The organism is Nitrospina gracilis Nb-211 (assembly GCF_021845525.1).
GTDB lineage: Bacteria > Nitrospinota > Nitrospinia > Nitrospinales > Nitrospinaceae > Nitrospina > Nitrospina gracilis_A.
The window spans coordinates 289,401-312,696 of the sequence record NZ_JAKJKD010000001.1 but is presented as its reverse complement, the minus strand read 5'-3'; the positions used below and the strand labels follow the sequence as shown (position 1 = coordinate 312,696).

Genomic DNA, 23,296 nt, shown 5'->3' with positions numbered 1-23,296 from the left:
TTACAAGGGCAGGTTGCCGCGGATAAAACGAAAAGGCTCCCGGTCCCGGTTCATCAATGGAAACCCCCTCTAACCTGTTGCCATTTCAGGAGTTCCTATTTGGTTTTGATTGATTTCAAGGGTGTTCCTTGGCATAATAGCGTGATGGCCAAACAGCCTGAAGGCGCGCATCCGAAAAAACCCGACCCCGCTACGGTTTTCGCGCGTTATCGGCCGAAACCCGATTGCACCAACAACCCTTAGTCCATAAAGGCACGCCAATGAGTGACTCTCATTCGAATAAAAACCGTTTTGGTCTGGACGCAAACACCCACATCCCCAAGGACGTTCCCTTGGCCAAAACGCCGGGGCATAAACTCCGCACCTCCAACACCATCGTCGATCGCAGCGCCCTGCATCAGGCGCAGATCAAATTGAAAGAGCAATCCGTCGATTCCAAGAAGCTCGACAAGATGGACGATCAGGAATTCGAGTACGTTCAGTTCGAAGACCAGGTGGGCGTGATCCGAAAAAGCGCGGGAGAAGAGGAAGAAACCAAAGCCGAGCCGGTGCCCAACATGTTCACCGGACCCAGTTACCGCAACCAGAAAGAGCGGTTCCGTTTCGACGGCCACAAAATGATGCACCACCTCGACCGGGTGATGTCCTGGATGCAGGGCGGCCGTTTCGCCCCCATCCACATCGACATGGGCCTGACCAAGTTCTGCAACACGGCCTGCCTGTACTGCTACGCTGTGGTGCAGAACATGACCAAGGGCACCATGATCCAGCGCGACGCCCTGCTCCGCTACATCGAGGACTGCGGCAAACTGGGCGTGCGCTCCATCGGCTTCATCGGCGACGGCGAGCCGACGCTCAACCCGGCGCTCTACGACGCCACCGTGCTGGCAAAACAGATGGGCGTGGACACCTCCATGGCCACCAACGGGCTCATCATCGACATGGACCGCGCGCACGAACTCCTGCGCGACATGACTTTCATCCGCATCAACCTGTCCGCGGGCACGCCGGAAGGCTTCCGCCGCGTGCACCAGTCCACCGAGGAAAACTTCCACCTGCTGGTGGAAAACATCCGCCAGCTGGTGCGCATCAAAAAGGAAAACAATTACCCGTGCACGATCGGCCTGCAGATGGTGCTCATCCCGGAATGCTTCGAGGAAGTCATCCCGGAAGCCAAGCTGGGCGCGGAGCTGGACGTCGATTACTTCGTCATCAAGCACTGCTCCGACTCCGAGTACAAGGAGATCGGCATCAATTACGAAAACTACCTGTCCATCGAAGACATCCTGCACGAAGCGGAAACCTACAGCAACGACAACTACGTCGTGCAGGTGAAGTGGAACAAGATCATGGCGGCGGGCGAATCCGACCTGTACAAGGACGGCTACCGCAAGTACGACGTCTGCTACGGCACGCCGTTTCTGCTCCAGATCTCCGGCAACGGCAAGGTGTATCCCTGCGGCCCGTTCTTCAACAAGGACCGCTTCTACATCGGCGACCTGCACACCGACTCGTTCTACGACATGGTGATGGGCGACCGTTACTGGGAGGTGCACGAGGATGTCGCCAACTCGGTGGACGTGCACAAAGACTGCGCCATCGGGTGCCGGCAGGACTACGTCAACAAGTTCCTGTGGGACCTGAAGAACGCACCGGAACACGTTAACTTCATCTAACAAGCCGCACCCCCCGGGGGAGGGGAACGTGTGACCGATTCCAACAAGAGCGAATCCCTGCCCGTGTTCGTGGGCGCGATCGTGAGCGACCCCGATGGCCGCGTCCTGTGCCAACTGCGCGACAACAAGCCCGGTATCCAGTATCCGGGGTACTGGACCTGTTCGCCGGGCGGCCACGTGGAGCCGGGGGAACCGCTCACCGACGCCATCCTGCGCGAACTGCACGAAGAATTTGAAATCGAGGTGGACGGACTGCAACCGCTGACCACCCTGCGTTACACGGCGGCCGATTCGGAACCCCCCGGCGTGTACAACGCCTTCACCGCCCGCCTCTGCACCCCGGTGGCCGAAGTGCGGTGCAACGAAGGACAGAAGGTGGACTTTTTCCACCCGGACGCCATCCGGAACCTTCACGTCCACCCCATCAGCCTGCGGTTTCTCGATTTGTTTTTGACAGGGAAAACCGAGGCGTTATCCTGAACAGGAGCACTCGAAAGGAAGCAATGGCAATCCAGATCAACGAAAAGACCGAAACCGTAAGCGACAAACACAAAATCGACGGGCACAAGCTGAACTACCACGTGGACCGCGTCAACGAATGGCTGTCCGGCTCGCGCGCGGTGTACCCCATCTATATAGAAATCGCCCCGACCGGCGCCTGCAACCACCGTTGCACCTTCTGCGCCGTCGATTACATCGGCTACAAGGTCGTCCACCTGGACACGGACATTTTGAAAAACCGGCTGACGGAGATGGGCCGCCTGGGCGTGCGCAGCATCATGTATGCGGGCGAAGGCGAACCGCTCCTGCACAAGGACCTGCCGGACATCATCCAGCACACCAAGAAGTCCGGCATCGACATCGCCATCACCACCAACGCCGTGCCCATGACCAAGAAGTGGTCCGAGGCGGCACTGGACGCCATCACCTGGATCAAGACCAGCATCAACGCCGGCACCGCGGAAACCTACGCGCAGGTGCACCAGACCAAGGCCGACGACTTCAACAAGGTGTTGAGTAATCTCGAGAACGCCGCCAATCTGAAAGCCCAGCGCGGCGACGCCTGCACGCTGGGCGCGCAGATGGTCCTGCTACCGGAAAACGAGCACGAAGCGGTCACGCTGGGAAAACGCATGCGTGACATCGGCATGGACTACCTCGTCATCAAGCCCTACTCCCAGCACAAGAAAAGCATCACGCGCAAGTACGAGAACATCGATTACTCCAAGTCCATCCAGTTGAAAGACGATCTGGCCGCGCTCAACACCGACAACTTCTCTGTCGTCTTCCGCGACAACACGCTGACCAAGCTGTTCGAGGAAGGCCACTACTACCAGAAATGCTACTCGACGCCAAACTTCTGGGCCTACGTCATGGCCGATGGTGCGGTGTACGGATGCAGTGCGTACCTGCTGGACGACCGCTTCAACTACGGCAACATCACCGAAAACACCTTCCAGGAAATCTGGGAAGGCGAAAAACGCATGGCCAACCTCGAGTACGTCGAGAAAGAACTCAATATCTCCGAATGCCGCAAGAACTGCCGCATGGACGAGGTGAACCGTTACCTGTGGGACATCAAGCACCCGCCCGCCCACGTCAACTTCATTTGAATATGATCCAGAAAGAAAACGCACGCGACCTGTACGAAAACCTGATCCGCATCCGCATGACGGAGGAAGCCATCGCGGAAGAATACGCGCAGCAGGAGATGCGCTGTCCGGTGCACCTGTCGATCGGGCAGGAAGCGGCGGCGGTCGGCGTCTCCGCCTGCCTGGAAGACACCGACGTCGTCTTCAGCACGCACCGCTGTCACAGCCACTACCTGGGCAAGGGCGGCAACCTGAACGCGATGATCGCAGAACTCTACGGCAAGCGCACCGGTTGCGCCAAAGGCCTGGGCGGCTCCATGCACCTGATCGACCAGAGCGTCGGCATGCTGGGCGCGTCGGCCATCGTCGGCGGCAGCATTCCGCTCGCCGTGGGTGCGGCGTTGTCTTTCAAGATGGACGGCACGAAGCACGTCGCCGTCGCGTACTTCGGCGACGGCGCCTGCGAGGAAGGCGTGTTGCACGAGAGCCTCAATTTCGCCTCGCTCCACAAACTGTCCGTGCTGTTCGTCTGCGAAAACAATTTCGTCGCCACCTCGTCGCACCTTCTGGCCAGGCGGCCTCTCGACAACATTCATGAACACGGCAACGTGTTCGGCGTGCCCGGCATCCGCGTCGACGGCAACGACATCGGCGAGGTGGTCAGCGCCACCCAACGCGGCGTGGCCCGCGCGCGGGAAGGACTCGGCCCCACCCTCATCGAGGCGCGGACGTTCCGCATGATGCGCCACGTCGGACCGCAACAGGACAAAAGCACCGGCATCCGCACGGAAGCGCTGTGGGAGGAATGGCAACAGAAATGCCCGGTGCGCCGCTTCGAGGATTTGTGCCTCAAGAACGGCTGGCTCACGCAGGAAGACATGAACGGTATCCGCAAGGGTATCCAGGAAGCAATCCAGGCGGCCTTCGAGTTCGCCAAATCCAGCGAGGACGCGGTATGGGTGTGAACAACGATCAACGGATTCTCAAATACCGCGAAGCCTTGAACGAAGGGCTCACGCAGGCGATGGAGGCGGACCCCGGCGTGTTCGTCATGGGATGCGGCGTGGACGACGAGGGCGGCATCTTCGGCACCACGCGCGCCGCGTTCGAAAAGTTCGGCAAGGAACGGGTGATGGACGTGCCGCTGGCGGAAAACGCCATCGCCGGCATCGGTGTCGGCGCGGCGCTGTTGGGCAAGCGGCCGGTCATCGTGCACGCGCGCAACGACTTTTTGCTCCTCGCCATGGACCAGATCATCAACCACGCCGCCAAGTGGGAAATCATGAGCGGCGGCAAGATGCAATGCCCCATGCTCATCCGCGCCATCATCGGCAGGGGCTGGGGTCAGGCGGCGCAACATTCGCAAAGCCTGCAGGCGTTTTTCTCACACGTGCCCGGCCTGAAAGTGATGCTCCCCGCGTCCGCTTACGACGCCAAGGGCCTCCTGATGGCGGCGCTGGAAGACACCGGCACCGTGCTCTCCATCGAGCACCGTTTGCTGTATGAGACCGAGTCCCACGTGCCCGCAGAAAAGTACACCGTGCCTTTAGGTAAAGCCGCGGTGAAACGCGAAGGTGCGGACGTGACAATCGTCGCATTTTCGTTTATGGTGAAGGACGCTTTGGACGCCGCCGGTCCTCTCAGTGAAGAGGGCATCGATGTGGAAGTCCTGGATCCGCGTTGCTCCAGTCCTCTGGATATGGACTGCATTCTCGATTCCGTGCGCAAGACGGGACGCCTGATCGTTGCCGACACCGGCTGGACCAGTTTCGGTATTACCGCGGAGATCGCGGCGCGGGTTCAGGAGCTCTTGTTCGATCATTTGAAAGCCCCCATCCTGCGCGTGGCGCTTCCCGACCGGAACACGCCGTGCAGCGGTCCCCTGGAAAAAGATTTTTATCCCGGCATGGAAGACATCTGCCAGGCCGCGCGCCGCGTCACCGGCGCCACCGGTGACGTGAAAGCCGGCGACCGCACCGCCCCCCTCGAACACTCCACCTTCCAGGGCCCGTTTTAAAAATCACCCCGGACCATTCGAATCGCGTTCCACCGTCTATCGGCTATTTCCATTGCGGACGTTTTTCGTCCTGACGGGCACTCGACTCGAGTTCCTGTTCGAGCCGATTGAACACGTCGCGGCTGATGACGGCGTGTTCCAGCATGCCCTGAAACTCCAAATCCTCCAGCCGCAGGGCGACCTGCGACAGGTACCGGTTTTCCAACCGCTCGGCCTCGGCGGGGTGTTGCCGCTTCAACGTCGCCAGCGCGTCTTCCATGTCCCGGTAGCGGCGTTCCAGAATCTGTGACAGTTCGCGGCCAAGCTCGTCTCCCATCAATACCGACAATGCGTCGATGCCCTGACCCTGGATGCTCTTCAGGATTCGCTTCTGTGAGATGAGAAGCGCGAATCGATTGTCCAGAAGTTCTGAGAGCCAGCGCGGAAATCCCAGACGGCTCAACCCCTGGGCCGCCATGCGGAGCCCGCCGTTGAAATCGAGACTCCGCTCGCAGGCGTGGACGTAGCCTTCCACCGACCGTTGACGCAGACCATCCAGCAAATCCTCCACCCGCGCCAGCAACAGGCGCGCCACCTTGGCATTGACGAGTCCTCCTTCCAGTAATTTCAAATAGCCGTACCGCTCCTGTTGTGTCAGCACGGTGAGCCCGATACGCCGCCAGTCGTCCTGCGAAATGGTGTCGGATCGTTCCCGGCCGGCCTTCATCTCTTCGGCACGCTTGCGGTACGTTTTCACCAGCGCCCTCACCCGGTCGGGCGCCACGTCCATGTCCTTCACCGCCGTCTCCAGCCGGTCGGAAATGTCGAGGAGCGCCACTTCCATGGCGCGGTGATGGATGGTCTGGTCGGCGGGCGACAACCGATGCAGTCCGAAAAAATGCATGACGGCGTTGAGCGTGGTGCCGTTGACGAACAGGGTGAACAGCACCAGTCCCGTCACCAGAACGCCGATGAACCCGCGCACCGGTTCGGGATAGGCAGGATTTTCCATCACCGCCAGTGCCAGCGCCAGCGGCACCGCACCGCGCAGTCCCCCCCAAAAGAGGACGGTCTTGTACGCCGTGCTCACCTCCGCCACCCAGTTGCCAATGGTGAATGCGGGCAGGATGCCATACAGGATCAACGCCCGCGCCGCAAACGCGGCCACGATGAGCACCAACAACCAGACAAACTCCTCACCCGTCATGGCCAGCATGATTTCCGGAGCGGCGATGCCGACCAGCAGGAAGATGAACGAGTTGGCGCCGAACCCGATGTGTTCCCATATTTCACCGAGCGTCTGCCAGGTGGAAGGACTGATGACCGCATGGCCGATGGACCCCATCACCAGTCCCGCCGTCACCACCGCCATCACGCCCGATACGTGCAGCACGTGCTCGGCGATGGCGAAGGACAGGTACGCCAGGCAGATGGTGAGGGTGATTTTCATGACCCGGTTGCGCGGGATGCGGTTGAACAGGGCGCACAACAGGCGCGCCAGCACGTACCCGGTCAGTGCGCCGCCGAAAAAAATTTCCAAAAATGCCGCCGCGCCGCCCATCAGCGAGGGATCTTCTGTATGCAAAACCATGCCGCTGAGCAGGGTGAACAGCACGATAGCGGTGGCGTCGTTGAACAGGCTTTCGCCTTCGACCAGGATGGCCAGGCGTTTCGGCGCCTGCAATTCCTTGAACAGGGCCATCACCGCCACCGGATCCGTGGCCGACACAATCGCCCCCAATAGCAAGCAGACCAGCAGGGGCCTGTCTGCGACGGCGAATAAACTGTATCCGACGATACCGGTGGACACCAGCAGGCCCACCACGGCGAGCGCCAGGATGGGAATCAGGTCGTGCATCAGGCGATGCACGTTGATGGCGATGGCCGACTCGAACACCAGCGCGGGAACGAAGAGGAACAGGACAGCGTCGGAGGTGATCTGGAAATGCCGCAGAAAGTGAAGGAATTCGCCAACGATTCCCGGAGTGGGCGTGTCGCCGGCTCCCGCGGCGATGCCGCCCAGCAGGCATCCCACCAGGGCCAGCAGGATGGTGTGCGGGATCTTCAACCGCTTTGCCACCGGCAACATGAGGACCGCCAGCGCCAACAGGATCGCCAGGCCGAGGACCGTGATGGGAAGTTTTGGAAACGTGTCTGTACTCATCAATGCAGTCATCCCGTTCCCATCAACCTTAACATGAAAGCCGGTGACCGCACCCGCTCCACCGGCACAACTGCTTGAAATTGCGACATTGCCTCATTTTGTGACTTCGTTTTAGGCAGGTCCGCATGGCGGAAATTGGCCCCACCCTCGCCCCTTCCCCCCTGCAACGCACTCCAGTCTATTTGCCATCCCTCCCGTACAGCCCGGATTTAAAGGGCTTTGCAGGCCTCCCGCTTTATTTTCAAAAATTTTCCCCTTCTCCCCCGGTTGCGGCACCGTTGTTGCGATAGTCCTTGGTTTTAATCATCCGCACGGGAAAGGGCACTCTGACGGCATGAACAAGATCGAGGAATTGAAACTGGAAAAGGATGGGCTGGACATCAAGGCCGACATCGCGCGCTTCGCTAAAGAGGGCTGGGACTGCATCTCCGAGGACGACCTCACGCGGCTGAAGTGGTACGGCCTGTTCCTGCGCAAACCGACCCCCGGTTTTTTCATGCTCCGCGTGCGCATCCCGAACGGCTACGTGCCTTCGTACCAGTTGAAGGCGCTGGCGCACATCGCCGGACGTTTCGGCAACGGGCAGATCGACATCACCACCCGCCAGCAGGTGCAGTTGCGTCACCTGAAAATCGACGACGTGCCGGCGGTGTTCGACCTGATGGACTCGGTCGGCCTGACCTCCATGCAGACCGGCATGGATAACGTGCGCAACATCATGGGCTGTCCGGTGGGCGGCCTGCACCCGAAAGAAATACTCAACGCCTTTCCCGTCATCGAGGCGATGAACGCATATTTTCTGGAGAACCGCGAGTTCAGCAACCTGCCGCGCAAATTCAACATCGCCGTCACCGGCTGTCCGGACTCCTGCATCCACACGGAGACGCAGGACCTGGCGCTGGTTCCGGCCTCGCGCGAGGAAGACGGTGAAACGGTTTACGGCTTCAACCTGCTGGTGGGCGGAAAAATCGGTTCCGGGGGCTACCGCATCGCTTCCCCCCTCGACGTGTTTGTGAAACCCGGCGAGGCGGTCGAGGTATCGGCCGGGGTGGTGACCCTCTACCGTGATTACGGTTACCGGGACGTGCGCACGCGCAACCGTCTGGCATTTCTGATCGAGGATTGGGGCGAACCCAAATTCCGCGAGATGCTGGTGCGCACCCTGGGCCGTGATCTTCCCCCCGCGGGTGAGGACCTGAGGAACGACCACGAGAACCCGCACATCGGCATCTACCGGCAGAAACAGCCGACGATGAACTACGTCGGCATGAAGGTTCCGGTGGGCCGCATGGATCACACGCGCATGGAAAAGCTCGCCGTGCTGGCGGAGAAATACGGCAACGGCGAGGTGCGGCTGTCGCCCGCGAACTCGGTGATCGTGCCCAACATCTCCGACAAGAAGCTGGGCGATTTTCTGGAAGAGCCCCTGCTCAAGGAATTCGATTACAACCCGAACGCGCTCATCAAGGGTCTGGTCAGTTGTGTGGGCAAGGACTACTGCGGCATGGCGACCATCGAAACCAAAGGCACGGCGATGGAGGTGGCGAAGAAGCTGGAGAAGAAACTGGACGGCATCCGCCCCATCACCATGAACTGGTCGGGATGCCCCGCCGGGTGCGGCAACCACCTCGTCGCGGACGTCGGCTTGATCGGCAAGCGCGCCCGGGTGGGCGGCCAGACGGTGGATGCGGTGGACGTTTTCGTCGGCGGCCGGAGCGGCAAGTACCCCGCGCCCGCGCTCAAAATCCTGGAAGACATCCCGTGTGACAAACTGCCGGACGTGCTGGCACAGATTTTGCCCTACCACGCCCGCGAAAAGATGCACCCGGTTAAGAATTACAAGAAGAAAAAAAAACCGCAAACCGAGTCCCGGCCGAACCGGTCTTCAAACGCTCCCGTGAATAAAGCGAACGCAGACGCACACACTCGACTGCACGCGACGGACTCGGTTCTCAAAAACTGAAGGAAGCATGGCATGGTGACTTGATAGGGACAAGGAAGGACCGGTATTCGATCCGATATGCTTCCACTCAGTTGCCATGCCATCGCGCTCCTTCTACAAGGGAGTCAATATGTTTGATACGGACATCGACAACCTTTCCGCGCAGGCGGAAAAGAAAATCGCATATTTGAAGCGCTCGCCGGGCGGCTACTTTCTGCTGTCGGCTCTGGCGGGCATTTATCTCGGTTTCGGCATCGTGCTGATCTTTTCGGTCGGCGGTCCCATTGCCCAGTCCAGCGGCGCGGCGTACCTGAAACTCATCATGGGCGCCAGCTTCGGCATCGCCTTGAGTCTGGTCATCTTCGCCGGCTCGGAGCTGTTCACCGGCAACAACATGGTGTTCGCCGTGGGGCGGCTCTCCAAACGCATCGGCATGGGACCTATCCTGTATCTGTTCGCGCTGTGCTTCATCGGCAACCTGGCGGGCTCGGTATTCCTTGCCTGGCTGGTGACGGAAGGCGGCAGTCTGTCCACTGCATCGCAGGAGTTGATCGTAAACGTCGCGGGCATGAAGATGAATCTGAGCGCGAAGGAGGCGTTTCTGCGCGGCATCCTGTGCAACTGGCTGGTGTGCCTGGCGGTGTGGATCGCCCTGCGCACGAAAAATGAAACGGCGCGGCTCATCATGATTTTCTGGTGCCTGTTTGCCTTCATCGCCAGCGGCTACGAACACAGCATCGCCAACCAGACTCTCTTGAGCCTCGCTCTCTTTCTGCCGCACGGCGCGGAGGTGAGCCTGAGCGGATTCGTTCACAACCAGCTTTGGGTGACACTCGGCAACATGGTCGGCGGCGGCCTGCTGGTGGGCATGGTGTACTGGCTGGCACACTCGCAACCGGAAACACAGACTGACCCGTCACTGATACAGGAAACCCTGCAGGAAGAGCGGGCGTGACCACAAATAGCCAATGCCGTTCTGCCTCCCGTTCGAAAGAAGGGGGTCGATGGGAGGCGGGACGGCGGCTTTCCGCTCAACTGAAAGCCCCAGGCGGCATTCCACTTTTTTCCCCTTTCCCGGAACCACTCCGGCCCGCATACTGGAAGCATGACACGATCTCCGGAAATCCATGCTTCTCCATTCAACGCGCTCGAGTTCATGGTGAGCTTCCTGTACGGCATGGCCACGTTCGCCGCGTTGACCCTGCTGTTCGCCGCGGCGGTGTTTCTTTACATCTATCTCATCTTCGACGTGCTCCCCTTCATCGGCCAGGAATGTAAAAATTTTTCCTGCATTCCCTGATTCCGGCAACACCCCGGCGTCGCACCAAGCCGGGGAAATTTCAAAGCTTCTCCATCCCCGCTTCCTCTTTCTCCTGCGGCACTCCAATTTTTTTGTGCCCGGAACCACATTTTTTTCTCTCCGTATGCCGATGATGCCCGCATAATGTTTCCATGACCTGGCCTCAAGACGCACCGCCACCGCCTGCAACGTCCCGGTTCCATGCCCGGGATTTCTTCAACAGCTTCCTGTACGGACTGTTCACTTTCATGGGCATCGCCGCCATCGTCGGTGCCGTCATCGCGGTGTTTCTGTTTTACGTAATGGAGAAAATGCCCTGACCGGGAGCGATGCGTGAAATTATTTCCACCCCTCATTTTTCAAAGCCGCTGGAACATCGCCGGATTTGTGCTGGGCTTCGTCACCCTGCCGCTTCTGTGGTGGGTCCTTTCCAGCCTGGACAGCGGTGGGGACAAGCTTCAGCGCTTTTACAGGTCGGAGGCGCACTCGGTGCTGGGCGGCATCTACTGGACCTGCAAGATGCACTGGGACGACCATGACCCGCAAAGCGAGTGCACGCGCGAAATCATCACCAGCGACGACTACCCGTTCGAACCGGCGGACCTGGTGGAGTTCGAACTCAAGGGAAACGCCACCACGTTTCGCGCCACGGCGCGGCACACCAGCGACCCGCTTCATATCGTTTACTCAATCGACGCCGACGGCAACATCCACGACGGTGCGCCCGCCACCGGGCCGGGTTGATTTTCATTCCGCGCCTTCCACGGTACAATGGTGCGCGGCCTGAAGGCCGCGTTGCCAACCCGGGGCTATTCTCAATGGAGCAAAAATCCGTTCTGCACCAACTGCTTTCGGCGGGCCTGTGGGTCTCCGGCGGCGTCCTGCTGGGCCGCATTGCGGGGTTCGTGCGCGAGATCGCCATCGCCTCGCGGTTCGGCGTCACGGGGGACGCCGACGTGGTGCTGTTTGCGCTCACCCTGCCGGATTTCCTGATCAGCATCCTGCTGGGCGGTGCGCTGGCGGCGGCGCTGATCCCGCAATACCAGCACCACTCGCCAAAAGAAAAAAACGCCCTGCTGGTGCAGTCGGGCGCGGTGGTCGGGCTGGCTTTCATCGTGCTGGCGCTGGGATTGATTGCTGTCGCCGATATCGTGGTCGCCGTGTTCGCACCGGGATTCGAAGGCGAGGCGGCGCGCACGGCGGAGTCCCTGCTCGCCATCGTGCTGTGGCTGTTGCCGCTCACCGCGCTGGCCGGGGTGACCACGGGGTTTCTGCAGGCGCAGGGGCATTTCGCGGTCCCGGCGCTGGGCACGCTGATCTTCAACCTCACCTTGATCGCGGCGTTGTGGGGGGTCATGGACGGACCCAATGGCCTTGTGCTGTTCGCCGGGGCGATGATCGTCGGCGGCCTCCTGCGTCTGCTCTCGCAGGTGCTGTGCCTGCCCAAATTCGGGTTGATGCAGGGCACGGCGCCGGGATGGTGGATCGACAAACCGCTCTTCCTGCGCTACCTGCAGGCGCTGAGCGCGGGAAGCCTCCTGCTCCTTCTACCGGTGATCGCCCGCGCGCTGGCGTCGCTGGAGGGACCCGGCGGGTTCGCCTCGCTCAACTATGCGACCAAGCTGGTGGACCTGCCGATGGGCGTCGGTCTCGGCGTGTTCTCGGTGGTGCTGTTGCCGAAGCTGTCCGAATGCTTCGCCCACGGCCGCGATGAGGAAGGGGTGTCGCTCGCCAGAAACGGCATGCTCGGCATCTTCGCCATTTCGTACACGCTGATCCTGATTTTCGCGTGGTGGGGCGAGACGCTGACGGAGATCGTGTACGGCTGGGGGGCGATGTCGGAGCAGGATACGCATGAGATCGCGTTTCTCGCCGCGCTGGGCATGGCCCTGCTTCCGGCGCAGGGCGCGACCACCCTGCTGGCCGCCACCGCCAACGCGCGCAAGGACACGGCGTTGGCGCTGCGGTCGAGCCTCGCAGGCCTCGCGGTCTTCGTGCCGGTGGCGTGGCTGGTGAGCGAGCGCCTGGGCCTGACGGGTATCGTGGCAACGCTCGTGCTCACCTACTGGGTGGTGATGGCCTATCAATCGATTCTGCTCAACCAGCGGCACGGGATACGTCTTTTTGACGGCGCGCTGGCGCTCGATTTACTGCGCATTGCGCTCGTCTGCCCGCTGGCGCTGGCTCCGTTTGCGCTGGCCACCACGGCACTGGAGTCCGGTCCGCCCGGCACCCTGCTGTTCGCGACGCTTGCCGGAGTGACCTTGCTGTTCGCCAGCGGCGCGGTGATCCCACGTTACCGCGAATATCTCATCAACCGACTGCGTCCGCGCCCGGACGTCTGAACCAGGGTGGTTTCGTGAAACGACTGTTCGATCTGGCCGTCAGCCTGTTTGTCCTGCTTTCCCTATGGCCGGTATTCCTGGCGGTGGCGGTGGCCATCCGGCTGGATTCGCCGGGCAATGTGTTTTACTGCCAGGAGCGGGTGGGGCTCGGAGGGCGTCCCTTTCTCATGTTCAAGTTCCGCACCATGGTGGCGGATGCCGACAAGATGGGATCGCACCAGACCGCGTTCGGCGATGCGCGCATCACACCGGTCGGTGTTTTTCTGCGCAAGACCAGCCTCGATGAACTGCCCCAGTTGCTGAACGTGGTGACCGGCGACATGAGCCTGGTGGGGCCGCGCCCGGACGTGCCGGCCCAGCGCAGTGACTACACGGAAGAACAGTGGGCGAAACGGACGTCGGTGCTTCCCGGCATCACCGGCCTGGCGCAGGCGACGAAGCGGTCGCTGGCCACGCCGGAAGAACGGCTGGCGCTGGACCTCGAATACGTGGACCGCCGTTCTTTTTGGCTTGATATGAAGATCATTCTCCTTACAATCAAACAGGTCCTGAAAATCAAAAGCGCCAGTTGAGCAAACCAAATACACCATGCCCCGGCCCCCGGCATGAAACAGACAGAGCTTCCGATTTTCTTTCTAACCCGGTTTCCTAAACCCAGACTTCCTTGACCTCTTTGCCCGCTACATCCAAACCCTGGAAAGACTACGCAAGCCTCGTCGGCGTGGCTCTGCTCGCGCACGGGCTGGTGCTGGTCAACGACGGCAATTACGCGGACGGCTGGCATTTCAACTTCTTTGTCGAGAATGGGTACTGGGACAAAATGAAAAGCTGGGGGTACGATGTGGGACGCCCCCTGCTCTTTTGGTGGGTGTATATTCCTTTTAAAAATTACTTCAACATTTACCTGTTCAAGTTCCTGTCCCTGCTTCCGCTGGTGCTGGTGAGCTTTATCCAATTCCACTTTCTGCACCGCTTCACACCGCTGTCCCGGAAAACGGCCTGGTTCGTGGCCGCCTTCACGTTGTGCTGGCCGTTTTACCACATGATCGTCTGGGGACAGTACCCGGATCACCTCCCGCCGCTGTGGTTCTTCGGCGGCTGGCTGTTGTACTTTCTACATCTGGAGCAAAACGGCAACCCATTATTGAAGTGGGTGTCGATCGCGCTCCTGTTCGCGTCGTATTTCTACCAGGCGTTCCTGGTGTTTCATTGCGTGATCGTTCTTGTGTTGTTCGCGTACACAATGGACTATCCGCCGCGTCCCGCATGGGCGGACATCCGGAAGCGCCTGCCCGATTTTTTGAAAGCGCACTGGGCGATCGTGCTGGTGCCCTTCGTTTTCTTTTTTGCCAAGCCGTACCTGTTTCCCGTCGTCGGCCGCTATGCGGGGTATTACAGCATCGACTTCCTGTCGCTCAAGACGCTGACGTTCTTTGCGGGAAGCGTGGCCAACGCATTGCTCGCACCCATCATCGGGCTGGGTGCGTATTACGCATCACTTCCCCTGTTGCTGATCGTGCTCGCAGGTGCGTATTGGGTGTATAAGAAAAAGGCGGGCGAGCCCGCGTCCATCCCCGCCGCGCGGCTGTGGTGGTATCTGATTTCGGGATGCATATTGATCGCCGCCCTCGCCTACGCGCACGCGGCCAATCACAAGATGGGCATGTTGTTGTCGTACCAGGCGCGGCACAACCGGCAGATGGGGCTGGGCGCGGCGTTCCTCACGCTGGCGGCGATCGGCTACATCGGCAACCGGTACGCACATTTGCGTTGGCCGCTCACGCGCTTTCTTGGATTTTCCGCGCTGGCGGTGTTGGTATGCATCAACGTCAACATCTACCTGACGTACCAGGCGCACTGGGCGAAGAACCAGGCGGTGATCCACCAGTTGAAAAATCAGGAGCCTCTGCCGGGGGTGAGCATGTACTTCATGACCAACCATCTGCCTATGGGCATGGGCGTCGATTACCATTACGCGGAAGTGTCGCTAACGCTCAACGCCGCCTGGGGCGGCGAACGCTTCCTCGGCGTGCCGCCGTATTTACAAAAGCACCGTTACGATCGGGAGTGGGTGGGCATCGTGTTGAATGAGTTGAAGCAGGGTAAGAATCCCCTGCCCGCGTCGGAGGCCTACCTGAACGAACCCATCGCCCGCATCGATGTGGCCCAACGCATGGGAGAAGAATGGCGGCAGGGACTCGGCTTCCGCGCCGGCTCGAAAAACTTTCAGCCCGGCGGGTGCCTGGGGGAAGTCATTGTGCACGCCAAAGAGCTCATGGCGGAGCCCCTCGTCGCGTTCCGTTACCTGTGGCGGCGCATGACGGCGCCGGAAACCCTGCCCGCGCTGTACGACCGGCTGGCCACGGTCAAGTTAAAGCCGCTGGGCATCGATTCTGCCGGTAAGCCGTGTGGAAATGGATTGAAGTGAGGGGGGGCAAGCCGTGATGGATCCCGTCACGCAAAGCTCTTTATTTTGAAACGGGATTCCTTGATGGGAATCTGGAATTCGCCCAGTTCCACATCCGATTCCTTCAATGGGATCACCTGGATGCTGGATTCCTTCGCGCCGATGCCGTCGGAATACTTTGCGGTGTCGATGAAGTCGGTGGGGTTCACGAACCACCGCCACAACAAGCGCATCAGCGGAATTTCCCAGTCCATCCAGTACAGCCTGCGCTTCCAGCGGAACTGAATGAACTTGCTGTACAGGCGGAACACGAACTTGGGAACGGGAAGCTTCTGGCCGTACCGTTCCGCCGTCTGCACGAACAGGCTGGTGAAATACAGGAACCGGATGACCCGCACCCTTTTGGCGTCCAGCCACGGGCGCTCCTGCTTGCCGCGCGTGATGTTGATCCACCCTTCCAGCGTTTCCGGCTCCTTGAAGCCGTAATCCCGGATGACCTGGTGCAACATCTCCGTTCCGGGCAGGGGCGTGACGGGCGAGAAACTGTTGATCACGGCCTTGGGGTTCGTGTTCATGATATGAAGCGCGAGATCGATGGTTTCTCCCAACTCATCCAGCGTTTCATCCGGAAAGCCCACCATAAAATTCACCTGGCAGTGAATTTTCGTTTCGTTCAACCGGCGGGACACTTCCTTGACCTCGTCCACCGTCTGGTTCTTCCGGATCCGCTCCAGAATACGGGGCGCGCCGGATTCGATGCCCGGCATGGCGTAGATCATGCCGCACCGTTCCATCTTCTTCAAATCGACGCGCAACAGATCGTTGACCCGGCCCTGCACCCCCCAGGTGAACTTGCCGTTGATACCTTCGGCAATGTCCGTCGCCCATTTGGCATTGACCAGGAACTCGTCGTCAAACAGCAGAATGTGATCGAGGTTGAACTGGTCCACCATCCAATGAAGATCGTCCAGTACTCTTTTGGCCGACATCATCCGGTACTTCGAAGTCAGGATGGGTTGCGAACAGTAGGTGCAGGGGAACGGACACCCTCTGCTGGCGATGAAGGACAGCAGGCGCGACACTCCCGGGTAAAGATAAGAGGAAGGCGTGGTGTATTCTTCCACATTCACCAGATGCCAGGGCATCCGCGGCAGGCTGTCCAGCTCCAACGGCGTCCCCGCCGGGGTGGAATAAATCTGTCCGTTTTTCTTGAACGTCAGCGCCGGGACTTTTTCCAGATCGGGCGACGGGCCGGTGATTTCATCCACCAGCATCTTGAAGGCGACTTCCCCCTCGCCGCGGATCACATAATCGATGTAGGGTTTCGCCACCGTCTGCGCGGGATACAACGTGGCATGCAGACCGCCCCACACCACCGGCACGCTGAGCCGCGCCTTCACAAACTTGCTGATTTCGATTCCGTGATATATTTGGGTGCCGGTCAGGCTGGTGATGCCGACGACGCGGGGTTGCGCCTTGAGAGCGGACTCGAGGTCGCCCCAGAAGTCATCCGTCGCGCGCTGGTCGACGATCTGGACGGAGTAATCCTCTAACAGCGGTCCGGCGAGAGCCAGCAGAGACAACGGCGCGGTGATGGTGACACCACGAATGTCATTTCCGGATGTAGGGCATATCAATAGGACGTCAGCCATTACCCCCTCCTCCAAATTGCCAACGAATTGCAGGATTTGACATGCAACAATTTAAAACATTTGGTTTTCCGATACAATGAAATTAACGGGTTTTGCTTATTTTTTCACTTTGCCCTGGAGCCATTTGCAAGGGTAAAAAGTCAAAACCAGACTGAATTGGTGAATTCATTCTCAATCCAAATATTTTACAGGGTCCCGCCCAGACTCCAAACAACTCTTTTTACCCGGCCCGTCCTCGCCCTTCCGGGCGCGGGGGGAGGACCGGCCGCCGCCCCGGCTCAATTTTTTTCCCAAAATACCGATTTTTTTTGTTAAGGGATTGAAAACGGCGCCACCATCGGCGAAGCCAAACGCTCCAGACATTGCACCAGGATTGTGACTTGGATTTTAAAGTCGAAACGCAAATAACAAGGGAGGAGATGCATGAATCAGGAAGGCAACCAAGCGGAGGGAGGGGAAATGGCTTATTCCCCAATGCTGATCACCAAAAACGGCAAGTACTATTTCCACATCCGGGAGTTGAGCCTCATTTCAAGCGGTGATTCGGTGGAGTCTGCCTACCGGAATCTTCTGAAAGACAAAGAGGCCAAGCTGGAAACATTTCGGGAAATCGACGGCATGGACCATGTGCCCGCCCCTGAGGGGAACGTACTGAATCAGACCGAAAAATTTCTGGCGGGCAATTACAAGGTGCGGGTGATCGTGGATCTCATGAAATACACCGCCATTGCTCTCATCTTCGCCTTCGCCTTTCAGTTTGCGGCAATAGGTGTACTGAACAAGGCCCGAACCATGATGCACATGGACCTTAAAGGCGCAAAGTTTAAACTCAAGGAGAACCTGATCAATCCTGAAAAAATCAGGCGGAACAATGAAACACTGAAGGAAGGCATCAAAAATTACGAGCCCGTGATTCAGCAGTTTTTTGCTCTCTTGCCCATAGAACAAAATACTTCCTCACAAAACCTCAACGACGGTAAAGAACCATAAATAAAGTTGGATTCCGAAGCCAGGCGGCAAAACCAATCATGCCCAGCACTCCAATCAGAATGTGCCCGTACAATAAAAAATGATAAGGCGAGTCGTATTTAAAAAGAATTTCGTGCCGGCCCGGTTCCAAAGGAATCGCCTGAAAATTCGGAGGAACTTTCCTGATGGGCGTTTCCTTTCCATCCACCCAGGCCTTCCAGTTGGGATCGTAGTTCTCCAGCCGCCACAACAATCCCTCCCCGCGCATATCCACGTGCACTTCCAACTCGCTCAGGTTTCCAGAGGGACGCAGAGCTATTTTCCCCGGTTTTTGAAGCGGTTTTGGGTTCGAAAAGATTCTCCAGTCTCTTCCTTCCGGCAATAATTGAAACAGAGGCCCGGAATGACGGCTCAGCTTATCTTCATCAATCAAATACTTTTGTGATAAATCTCCCGCATTCACCGGAAACAGGTTTTCCTGGATCAGAAAGCCTGCAAAGTCCTTCTGCAGATAAAACGCGTAGGCCGGGTGGTGCACGCTCCAGGCCGCTTCCTTGTTCAGAAAGGGATGCAGGTTGAAAGGCATGGGGGATTCCTGGGAAGGGTACACACTCCAGGTCACGGGATAGGAAAATTCTTTTATTTTCTGAGGTTCGACTTCTGGGGTTTTAGTGTATGCGATTGTGTTTATGGAAAATCCCCCCAATTGCACTATCGTGATCAACAACAGCCAGAATCCACATATATTGATGAGGTCAGGCTTCCGCTTTCGGACCAACAAACTGATCAACATCAAAAGAAGTACTGCCAGGAAAAGATAAATCACAAAGCTAAGGCGGCAGAATATAAATAAAACCAGAGTAGAAAACAGGATTGCGGTCAGTTTTCTTGCAAAAGAAACCTTTTCATCTACAAGAGCGGAAAGCCCCAGCAGCCCCCCCATCAAAACACAAAAGGTCGCCAGCCGCCCGAATGGAAACGCGTTTCTCAGCATGTCCAGCAACGGTACATTTTTCACCATCCATCCCCACACCGGGGTCTGCTCGCCCAGGCTCAAAACGGCGAGCACCGCCGCCAAACCGGTGAACAGGTGGTTGCGTATCAGGAAGAACGAAGCCAGAAACCCCAGTCCGGGCAGAACGCCCAGGTAAAACGTATTGTGGGTGGCGGTGTAAACGTCTTCCGGACGGTCCTCGAAAAAATCCACGATCTTTTTATAATGCTCCGGAAGGACCGACACGCTGGGAATGTAACTCTTTTCTCCCAGCGTCCCGCCCTGCGTGAAGCCGCGCGTCGGCGAAACATAATCCCGGGTCTCAGCGTAAGAATAAAACGCGGACCCTGCCGCCAGGACGAACAGCGCCACCCCCAGCGCGATCGCCTTCGGCCGACCCAGAAACGTTTGCGCGGCGGCCAGAAACTTTTTCTTATAATCCGGAGCGATGCCCGGCACACAGGCCAGCAATGCCAGTATCAGGAAAATGCCAATGGCGATGGAATGGTACAGCGGGATGTAATACGCCGCGGACATGCCGAGCAGCACGCAAAAAAACACCACGTTTTCCACGCGCTTGGTTTTGTAAAAATGGATCAGGAAAAACAGGAGGTAGGTCAGGAACGTCAGGTACATCAGGCCCAGCGGGCACCCCAGCTCCGACTGGAACATCCCGCCGAACACCATCGAAGCGAACCCCAGCAGGCAGATATAATAATTGGGATTCAACAGACGGATCAACAGCAGGGAACCGGTGCAGACATTCAAAAAGGTGAAGACAAAGACCAGGTTGAAAAATTCCCGGTTGGAAAGATCGAGTCCGAACAGATCGAACAGGTAATGACAGAAAAAGGTGGGGAAGACGTTGAGCAGGTTGTTGAAAATGGCAATCGGTTGCCCGCCGCCGATATACGGGTTCCATCCGAATTCATTCCCCGACTCCAGCCATTGCCGGAGGATGGTCGCGAACAGCTCCGTGGACCAGAAAGAGTCGTGGTAAACCCCCGACTCTCCCAGCACAAAATCATGATGGATGAAAAGGAAAAGGAGGTAACAAACCAGCGCCGGCAGGGCGAGAGGCCGGGTCAGAGGCCAGGCATACACCGGGAGCAACGCCACCACTGTGATGAGAGTTGCCGCAAATATTATGGAGAACACTCTGTCATCCTGTTCAATCGAATTCCGCAAGCTGGCATGTGCAAACGGCAAATCCCGATTATAATAGTACAACCCGTTCCGGTTTCAAAAAAATGTTAGGCATGCCGGATGCGGGGCCGCACCGCTCCCCGCAAACGCGATCCCCTTCCTTGCTCCCGGCCGGGAGATCTGAAATAATTGCCGGGTGCGGCGATTCGCGGTATAACAGGGACCGCATACGAATTCGTTTCCTTATTAACATCTCCCAATCTCACCGACCCTTATGACCGATTCCAACGTGGTCCACATCGTCCACGCCATCGACACCGAAGGCCCGCTCTACGAGCCGCTCTCCGCCACCTTCGAGCGCCTGCGGGACACCTTCGGCATCGGCCTCGACCCCACGCATGCCAACCTGGAAAAGCTGAAGAACAGGCAGGTGCCGCTGGACGGGCGCGAGGACGTGGTCGCGGATTTCCTCAACCCCTTCCGCATGAAATACCACGAGACATGGGCCCGCATCGAGGCCATGCTGGCAAACATCATGGGCGACAAGTTCCGCCGGGAGTTGACGGATTCTTTCGGTGGCGGCTGGGTGTACAACTGGCACTGCGTCGATCACGTCGGCTACACCTCCAATCCGCGCCACAAGGACCTCGGCTTTCACAACATCTCCGACCGTTACGAGGAGTTCCTCGACAAGTACAACAGCCGCGACCGGGACGCCATCGAATGGCATTTCCACCCCATGTCCACGTACCAGGAAGCGCACCGCTGTGCGACGTCGTACGAAAACTCGCCGCACCTGCACGAGGGGCTGTGCCGCAAAATCATCGAACGGAATTTCTTCCCCGTGGTGTTCCGCGCCGGGTTCCACACCGAGCGGCCGGACAGCCACTGGTTCCTCGAGCAGTGGATTCCCTACGACTGCTCCAACATCGCCACCGACAACGCCGAGCAGCGCGAAGCGCAGAACGATCTCAGGAACGGCCGCTTCGGCGACTGGCGCCGTGCCCCGGCGGACTGGTCCATTTACAACCCGGATTTTTACGACTACCAGAAGCCCGGCGCGTGCCGCCGTTACATCGCGCGCTTCTTGAACATCGACAGCCGGGTGGCGCGCATCACGCAGGAGGAAGTGGACAAAGCGTTCCGCCGCGCCGCGGGCGGCGAGCCCACGCTGATGGGCGTGCTCAGCCACGACTACCGCGACATCGCCGTCGAGGTGAACATGGTGCGCGAACTGATCGCCCAGGCGGCGAAGACGCACCCCGGGGTGAAGTTCAAATACTCCACCGCGCGCGAGGCGTTCAAGCAGGTGGTGCATCGGGGACAACACGAACAACTGAAGCTGGACGTGAAGCTGGAAAAAACCGGGCCCAATTACCATCTGGAAGTGCGGACGCGGCAAAGCACGGTGTTCGGGCCGCAACCGTACCTCGCCATCAAGACCCGAAGCGGCCGTTTCATCCACGACAACTTCGACTTCGGCCTCGACGGCCAAAGCTGGCATTACGTGTTCGATGCCGACAGCGTGCTGAGCTCGGATCTCGATGTCGTCGCCGTTGCCGCCAACAACCGTTTCGGCGATACGTTCATCGAAACCCTCCGCGTTGACGAGTGAGGGCCGGTATGGACCGCAAAGAATATTGGAATAAAAATTACCTCGAGTACTGGAAACAACGCGTCGAGGAAGCCGATGCCGACCAGGCGGAAAGCCGGGTGGTGCCGAAGGACCCGGTGACGGGAAGCGACAAAGTGATCCGCGACCTCCTGGCACGTCACGCATTCCGCCCGGGCAATGTGCTGGAGGTCGGGTGCGCGTGGGGACGCTGGTTCGGTTTCTACCGCGAACACGGGCTGGAGGTGCACGGCGTGGACATCTCCCGCGCCATGATCGAGGCGGCACAACAAGACTGGCAGGGCAAAGACGGCATCGGTTCCATCCGGGAAGCGGAAGCCGAGGCCCTGCCGTTCGACGACAACTCCTTCGACAACGTCACCTGCCTCGCCGTGTTCGACGCCACCTTCCAGCACCGGGCGCTGGCGGAAATGGTCCGCGTCGCCAAACCCGGCGCGCTCATCGTGGTGACAGGCAAGAGCGACCGGTATTTTGAAGACGACTCGGCGGCGCTGGATGCGGAAGCCGGAGCACGGCGCAAACAGCATCCCAATTTCTTCACCGACGTCCCGGCCATGCTGGAACAGATCGCGGCGCAATCACACACGCTGTTATCGGCGTATTACTTCCCGCGCCGCGGCGATTTCGGGCAGGGCCGCTTCGCCACCGAAACGGAACAACCGTTTTACGAATACATGCTGTTCTTGGAAAAAGGGGGACACCGGTTTGCATTCACTCCGTTCTCCTCGGATCATTCCAGAACCTTCAGCACCGTGCGCGGCTTCCGGTGAGGCCCGCGCGCCGATGAACCTATTGCTTCGATTCTTCGGGTGACCCCGATGGACCTGTCCTTAACCCGGCCGGAACTGCTTCAGTTCACCGTCGACCAGTTGAATCATTTCTTTCCCGACCCGCATCCCGCCCTGCCGGATGAGGTGCAGAAGGCGTTCGACCAGTCGCTCGAACGGCTGGAGCATTGCTTCGCGCGCGTGCGCAACCCCCATTTCCACAAGGACGGCAATCCCCGGTTCAATCACCTGAACTCCGACCAGTACGCCATGTACCTGTACACCCTGTCGCGCCTCCTGCATGAAAATGAAGGCGACCCGGCACTCTGCGAAAAGATTTTTTATTTGAACAAGGCCCTCAACGGCATCGACTGTTTTTTTACGGTCCAGCTTCCCGACGTGTTCCTGTTCATGCATCCGTTGGGCACGGTGCTGGGCCGGGCGGAGTACGGCAACTATTTCTTCGTCTCGCAGAACTGCACCGTAGGCGACAACTTCGACGGCGCCTACCCGCGGCTGGGCGAGGGCGTGGCGCTGTACGCCGGGGCCTCGGTGATCGGCGCCTGCGACATCGGCGGCAACTGCGCGGTCGCCGCCGGCGCTTCCATCTACAAAACAAAAGTCGAAAGCGGCCGTATCGTCTTCGGCAAGCATCCCCACAACGAGATGCGTCCGGTCACCACGGATGTCAAAGCCAAACACTTCCGCTGATC

The 23,296-nt window shown here is 59.0% G+C and carries 20 protein-coding genes; 17 read left to right on the top strand and 3 right to left on the bottom strand.

Annotation, left to right across the window (positions count from 1 at the left end):
- Nucleotides 1–260 precede the first annotated feature (260 nt).
- Genes J2S31_RS01550 through J2S31_RS01530 form a run of 5 tightly spaced genes read left to right on the top strand, consistent with a single transcriptional unit; the run spans nt 261 to nt 5,285 of the window.
- Nucleotides 261–1,676, top strand: a complete 1,416-nt coding sequence (locus tag J2S31_RS01550) for a radical SAM protein (protein ID WP_237097289.1) — start codon at nt 261–263, stop codon at nt 1,674–1,676.
- A gap of 30 nt (nt 1,677–1,706) precedes the next feature.
- Nucleotides 1,707–2,156, top strand: a complete 450-nt coding sequence (locus J2S31_RS01545) for an NUDIX domain-containing protein (protein ID WP_237097288.1) — start codon at nt 1,707–1,709, stop codon at nt 2,154–2,156.
- Nucleotides 2,157–2,179: 23 nt separating this feature from the next.
- Entirely contained in the window at nt 2,180–3,289 is a 1,110-nt protein-coding gene (locus J2S31_RS01540; protein WP_237097287.1) for a radical SAM protein, read from the top strand.
- A gap of 2 nt (nt 3,290–3,291) precedes the next feature.
- Nucleotides 3,292–4,233, top strand: coding sequence for a thiamine pyrophosphate-dependent dehydrogenase E1 component subunit alpha (locus J2S31_RS01535; protein ID WP_237097286.1), 942 nt, complete (start codon nt 3,292–3,294; stop codon nt 4,231–4,233).
- On the top strand, nt 4,224–5,285 hold the full coding sequence (locus tag J2S31_RS01530; protein ID WP_237097285.1) for an alpha-ketoacid dehydrogenase subunit beta: 1,062 nt from the start codon (nt 4,224–4,226) through the stop codon (nt 5,283–5,285). The genes J2S31_RS01535 and J2S31_RS01530 overlap by 10 nt, the downstream gene beginning before the upstream one ends.
- A 43-nt stretch (nt 5,286–5,328) precedes the next feature.
- Here J2S31_RS01530 and J2S31_RS01525 read toward each other — a convergent pair whose 3' ends face one another.
- Nucleotides 5,329–7,428 (bottom strand): cation:proton antiporter, encoded by a 2,100-nt coding sequence (locus J2S31_RS01525; protein ID WP_237097284.1) that lies wholly within the window; start codon nt 7,426–7,428, stop codon nt 5,329–5,331.
- A gap of 334 nt (nt 7,429–7,762) precedes the next feature.
- Between J2S31_RS01525 and J2S31_RS01520 the strand changes: the two genes are divergently transcribed.
- The 8 genes from J2S31_RS01520 (at nt 7,763) to J2S31_RS01485 (ending at nt 15,443) form a co-directional block, all read left to right on the top strand.
- Nucleotides 7,763–9,391, top strand: coding sequence for a ferredoxin--nitrite reductase (locus J2S31_RS01520; RefSeq protein ID WP_237097283.1), 1,629 nt, complete (start codon nt 7,763–7,765; stop codon nt 9,389–9,391).
- A 109-nt stretch (nt 9,392–9,500) separates the two neighbouring features.
- On the top strand, nt 9,501–10,325 hold the full coding sequence (locus J2S31_RS01515; protein WP_237097282.1) for a formate/nitrite transporter family protein: 825 nt from the start codon (nt 9,501–9,503) through the stop codon (nt 10,323–10,325).
- Nucleotides 10,326–10,475: 150 nt separating this feature from the next.
- Nucleotides 10,476–10,670, top strand: a complete 195-nt coding sequence (locus tag J2S31_RS01510; protein ID WP_237097281.1) for a hypothetical protein — start codon at nt 10,476–10,478, stop codon at nt 10,668–10,670.
- A 152-nt stretch (nt 10,671–10,822) separates the two neighbouring features.
- Complete coding sequence (locus J2S31_RS01505; RefSeq protein ID WP_237097280.1) at nt 10,823–10,990, top strand: hypothetical protein; 168 nt, start codon at nt 10,823–10,825, stop codon at nt 10,988–10,990.
- A 13-nt stretch (nt 10,991–11,003) separates the two neighbouring features.
- Nucleotides 11,004–11,414: a hypothetical protein gene (locus tag J2S31_RS01500; RefSeq protein WP_237097279.1), complete on the top strand. Its 411-nt coding sequence runs from the start codon at nt 11,004–11,006 to the stop codon at nt 11,412–11,414.
- Nucleotides 11,415–11,488: 74 nt separating this feature from the next.
- Complete coding sequence (gene murJ / locus J2S31_RS01495) at nt 11,489–13,015, top strand: murein biosynthesis integral membrane protein MurJ (RefSeq protein ID WP_237097278.1); 1,527 nt, start codon at nt 11,489–11,491, stop codon at nt 13,013–13,015.
- A 14-nt stretch (nt 13,016–13,029) separates the two neighbouring features.
- Nucleotides 13,030–13,587, top strand: a complete 558-nt coding sequence (locus tag J2S31_RS01490) for a sugar transferase (RefSeq protein ID WP_237097277.1) — start codon at nt 13,030–13,032, stop codon at nt 13,585–13,587.
- 101 nt (nt 13,588–13,688) lie between these two features.
- Nucleotides 13,689–15,443, top strand: a complete 1,755-nt coding sequence (locus J2S31_RS01485; RefSeq protein ID WP_237097276.1) for a hypothetical protein — start codon at nt 13,689–13,691, stop codon at nt 15,441–15,443.
- A gap of 26 nt (nt 15,444–15,469) precedes the next feature.
- Here J2S31_RS01485 and J2S31_RS01480 read toward each other — a convergent pair whose 3' ends face one another.
- Nucleotides 15,470–17,074, bottom strand: a complete 1,605-nt coding sequence (locus J2S31_RS01480) for a B12-binding domain-containing radical SAM protein (RefSeq protein WP_237097275.1) — start codon at nt 17,072–17,074, stop codon at nt 15,470–15,472.
- A 423-nt stretch (nt 17,075–17,497) separates the two neighbouring features.
- On the opposite strand from J2S31_RS01480, the gene J2S31_RS01475 reads away from it, so the two are divergent.
- Entirely contained in the window at nt 17,498–18,064 is a 567-nt protein-coding gene (locus tag J2S31_RS01475; RefSeq protein WP_237097274.1) for a hypothetical protein, read from the top strand.
- Here the strand turns inward: J2S31_RS01475 and J2S31_RS14680 are convergent.
- The gene (locus tag J2S31_RS14680; protein WP_237097273.1) at nt 18,042–20,195 is read right to left on the bottom strand and encodes a YfhO family protein; all 2,154 of its coding nucleotides are present in this window, start codon (nt 20,193–20,195) and stop codon (nt 18,042–18,044) included. The two genes, J2S31_RS01475 and J2S31_RS14680, sit on opposite strands and share 23 nt — an antisense overlap.
- A gap of 262 nt (nt 20,196–20,457) precedes the next feature.
- On the opposite strand from J2S31_RS14680, the gene J2S31_RS01465 reads away from it, so the two are divergent.
- From J2S31_RS01465 to J2S31_RS01455, 3 genes are read left to right on the top strand one after another with little or no spacing between them, the layout of a single operon-like run.
- Complete coding sequence (locus J2S31_RS01465; RefSeq protein ID WP_237097272.1) at nt 20,458–21,798, top strand: hypothetical protein; 1,341 nt, start codon at nt 20,458–20,460, stop codon at nt 21,796–21,798.
- Between the two features lie 8 nt (nt 21,799–21,806).
- Entirely contained in the window at nt 21,807–22,586 is a 780-nt protein-coding gene (locus J2S31_RS01460; RefSeq protein WP_237097271.1) for a class I SAM-dependent methyltransferase, read from the top strand.
- Nucleotides 22,587–22,634: 48 nt separating this feature from the next.
- Nucleotides 22,635–23,294 carry a hypothetical protein gene (locus J2S31_RS01455; RefSeq protein ID WP_237097270.1) on the top strand — a complete coding sequence of 220 codons (660 nt, stop codon included), beginning with the start codon at nt 22,635–22,637 and terminating at the stop codon, nt 23,292–23,294.
- Nucleotides 23,295–23,296: the final 2 nt, after the last annotated feature.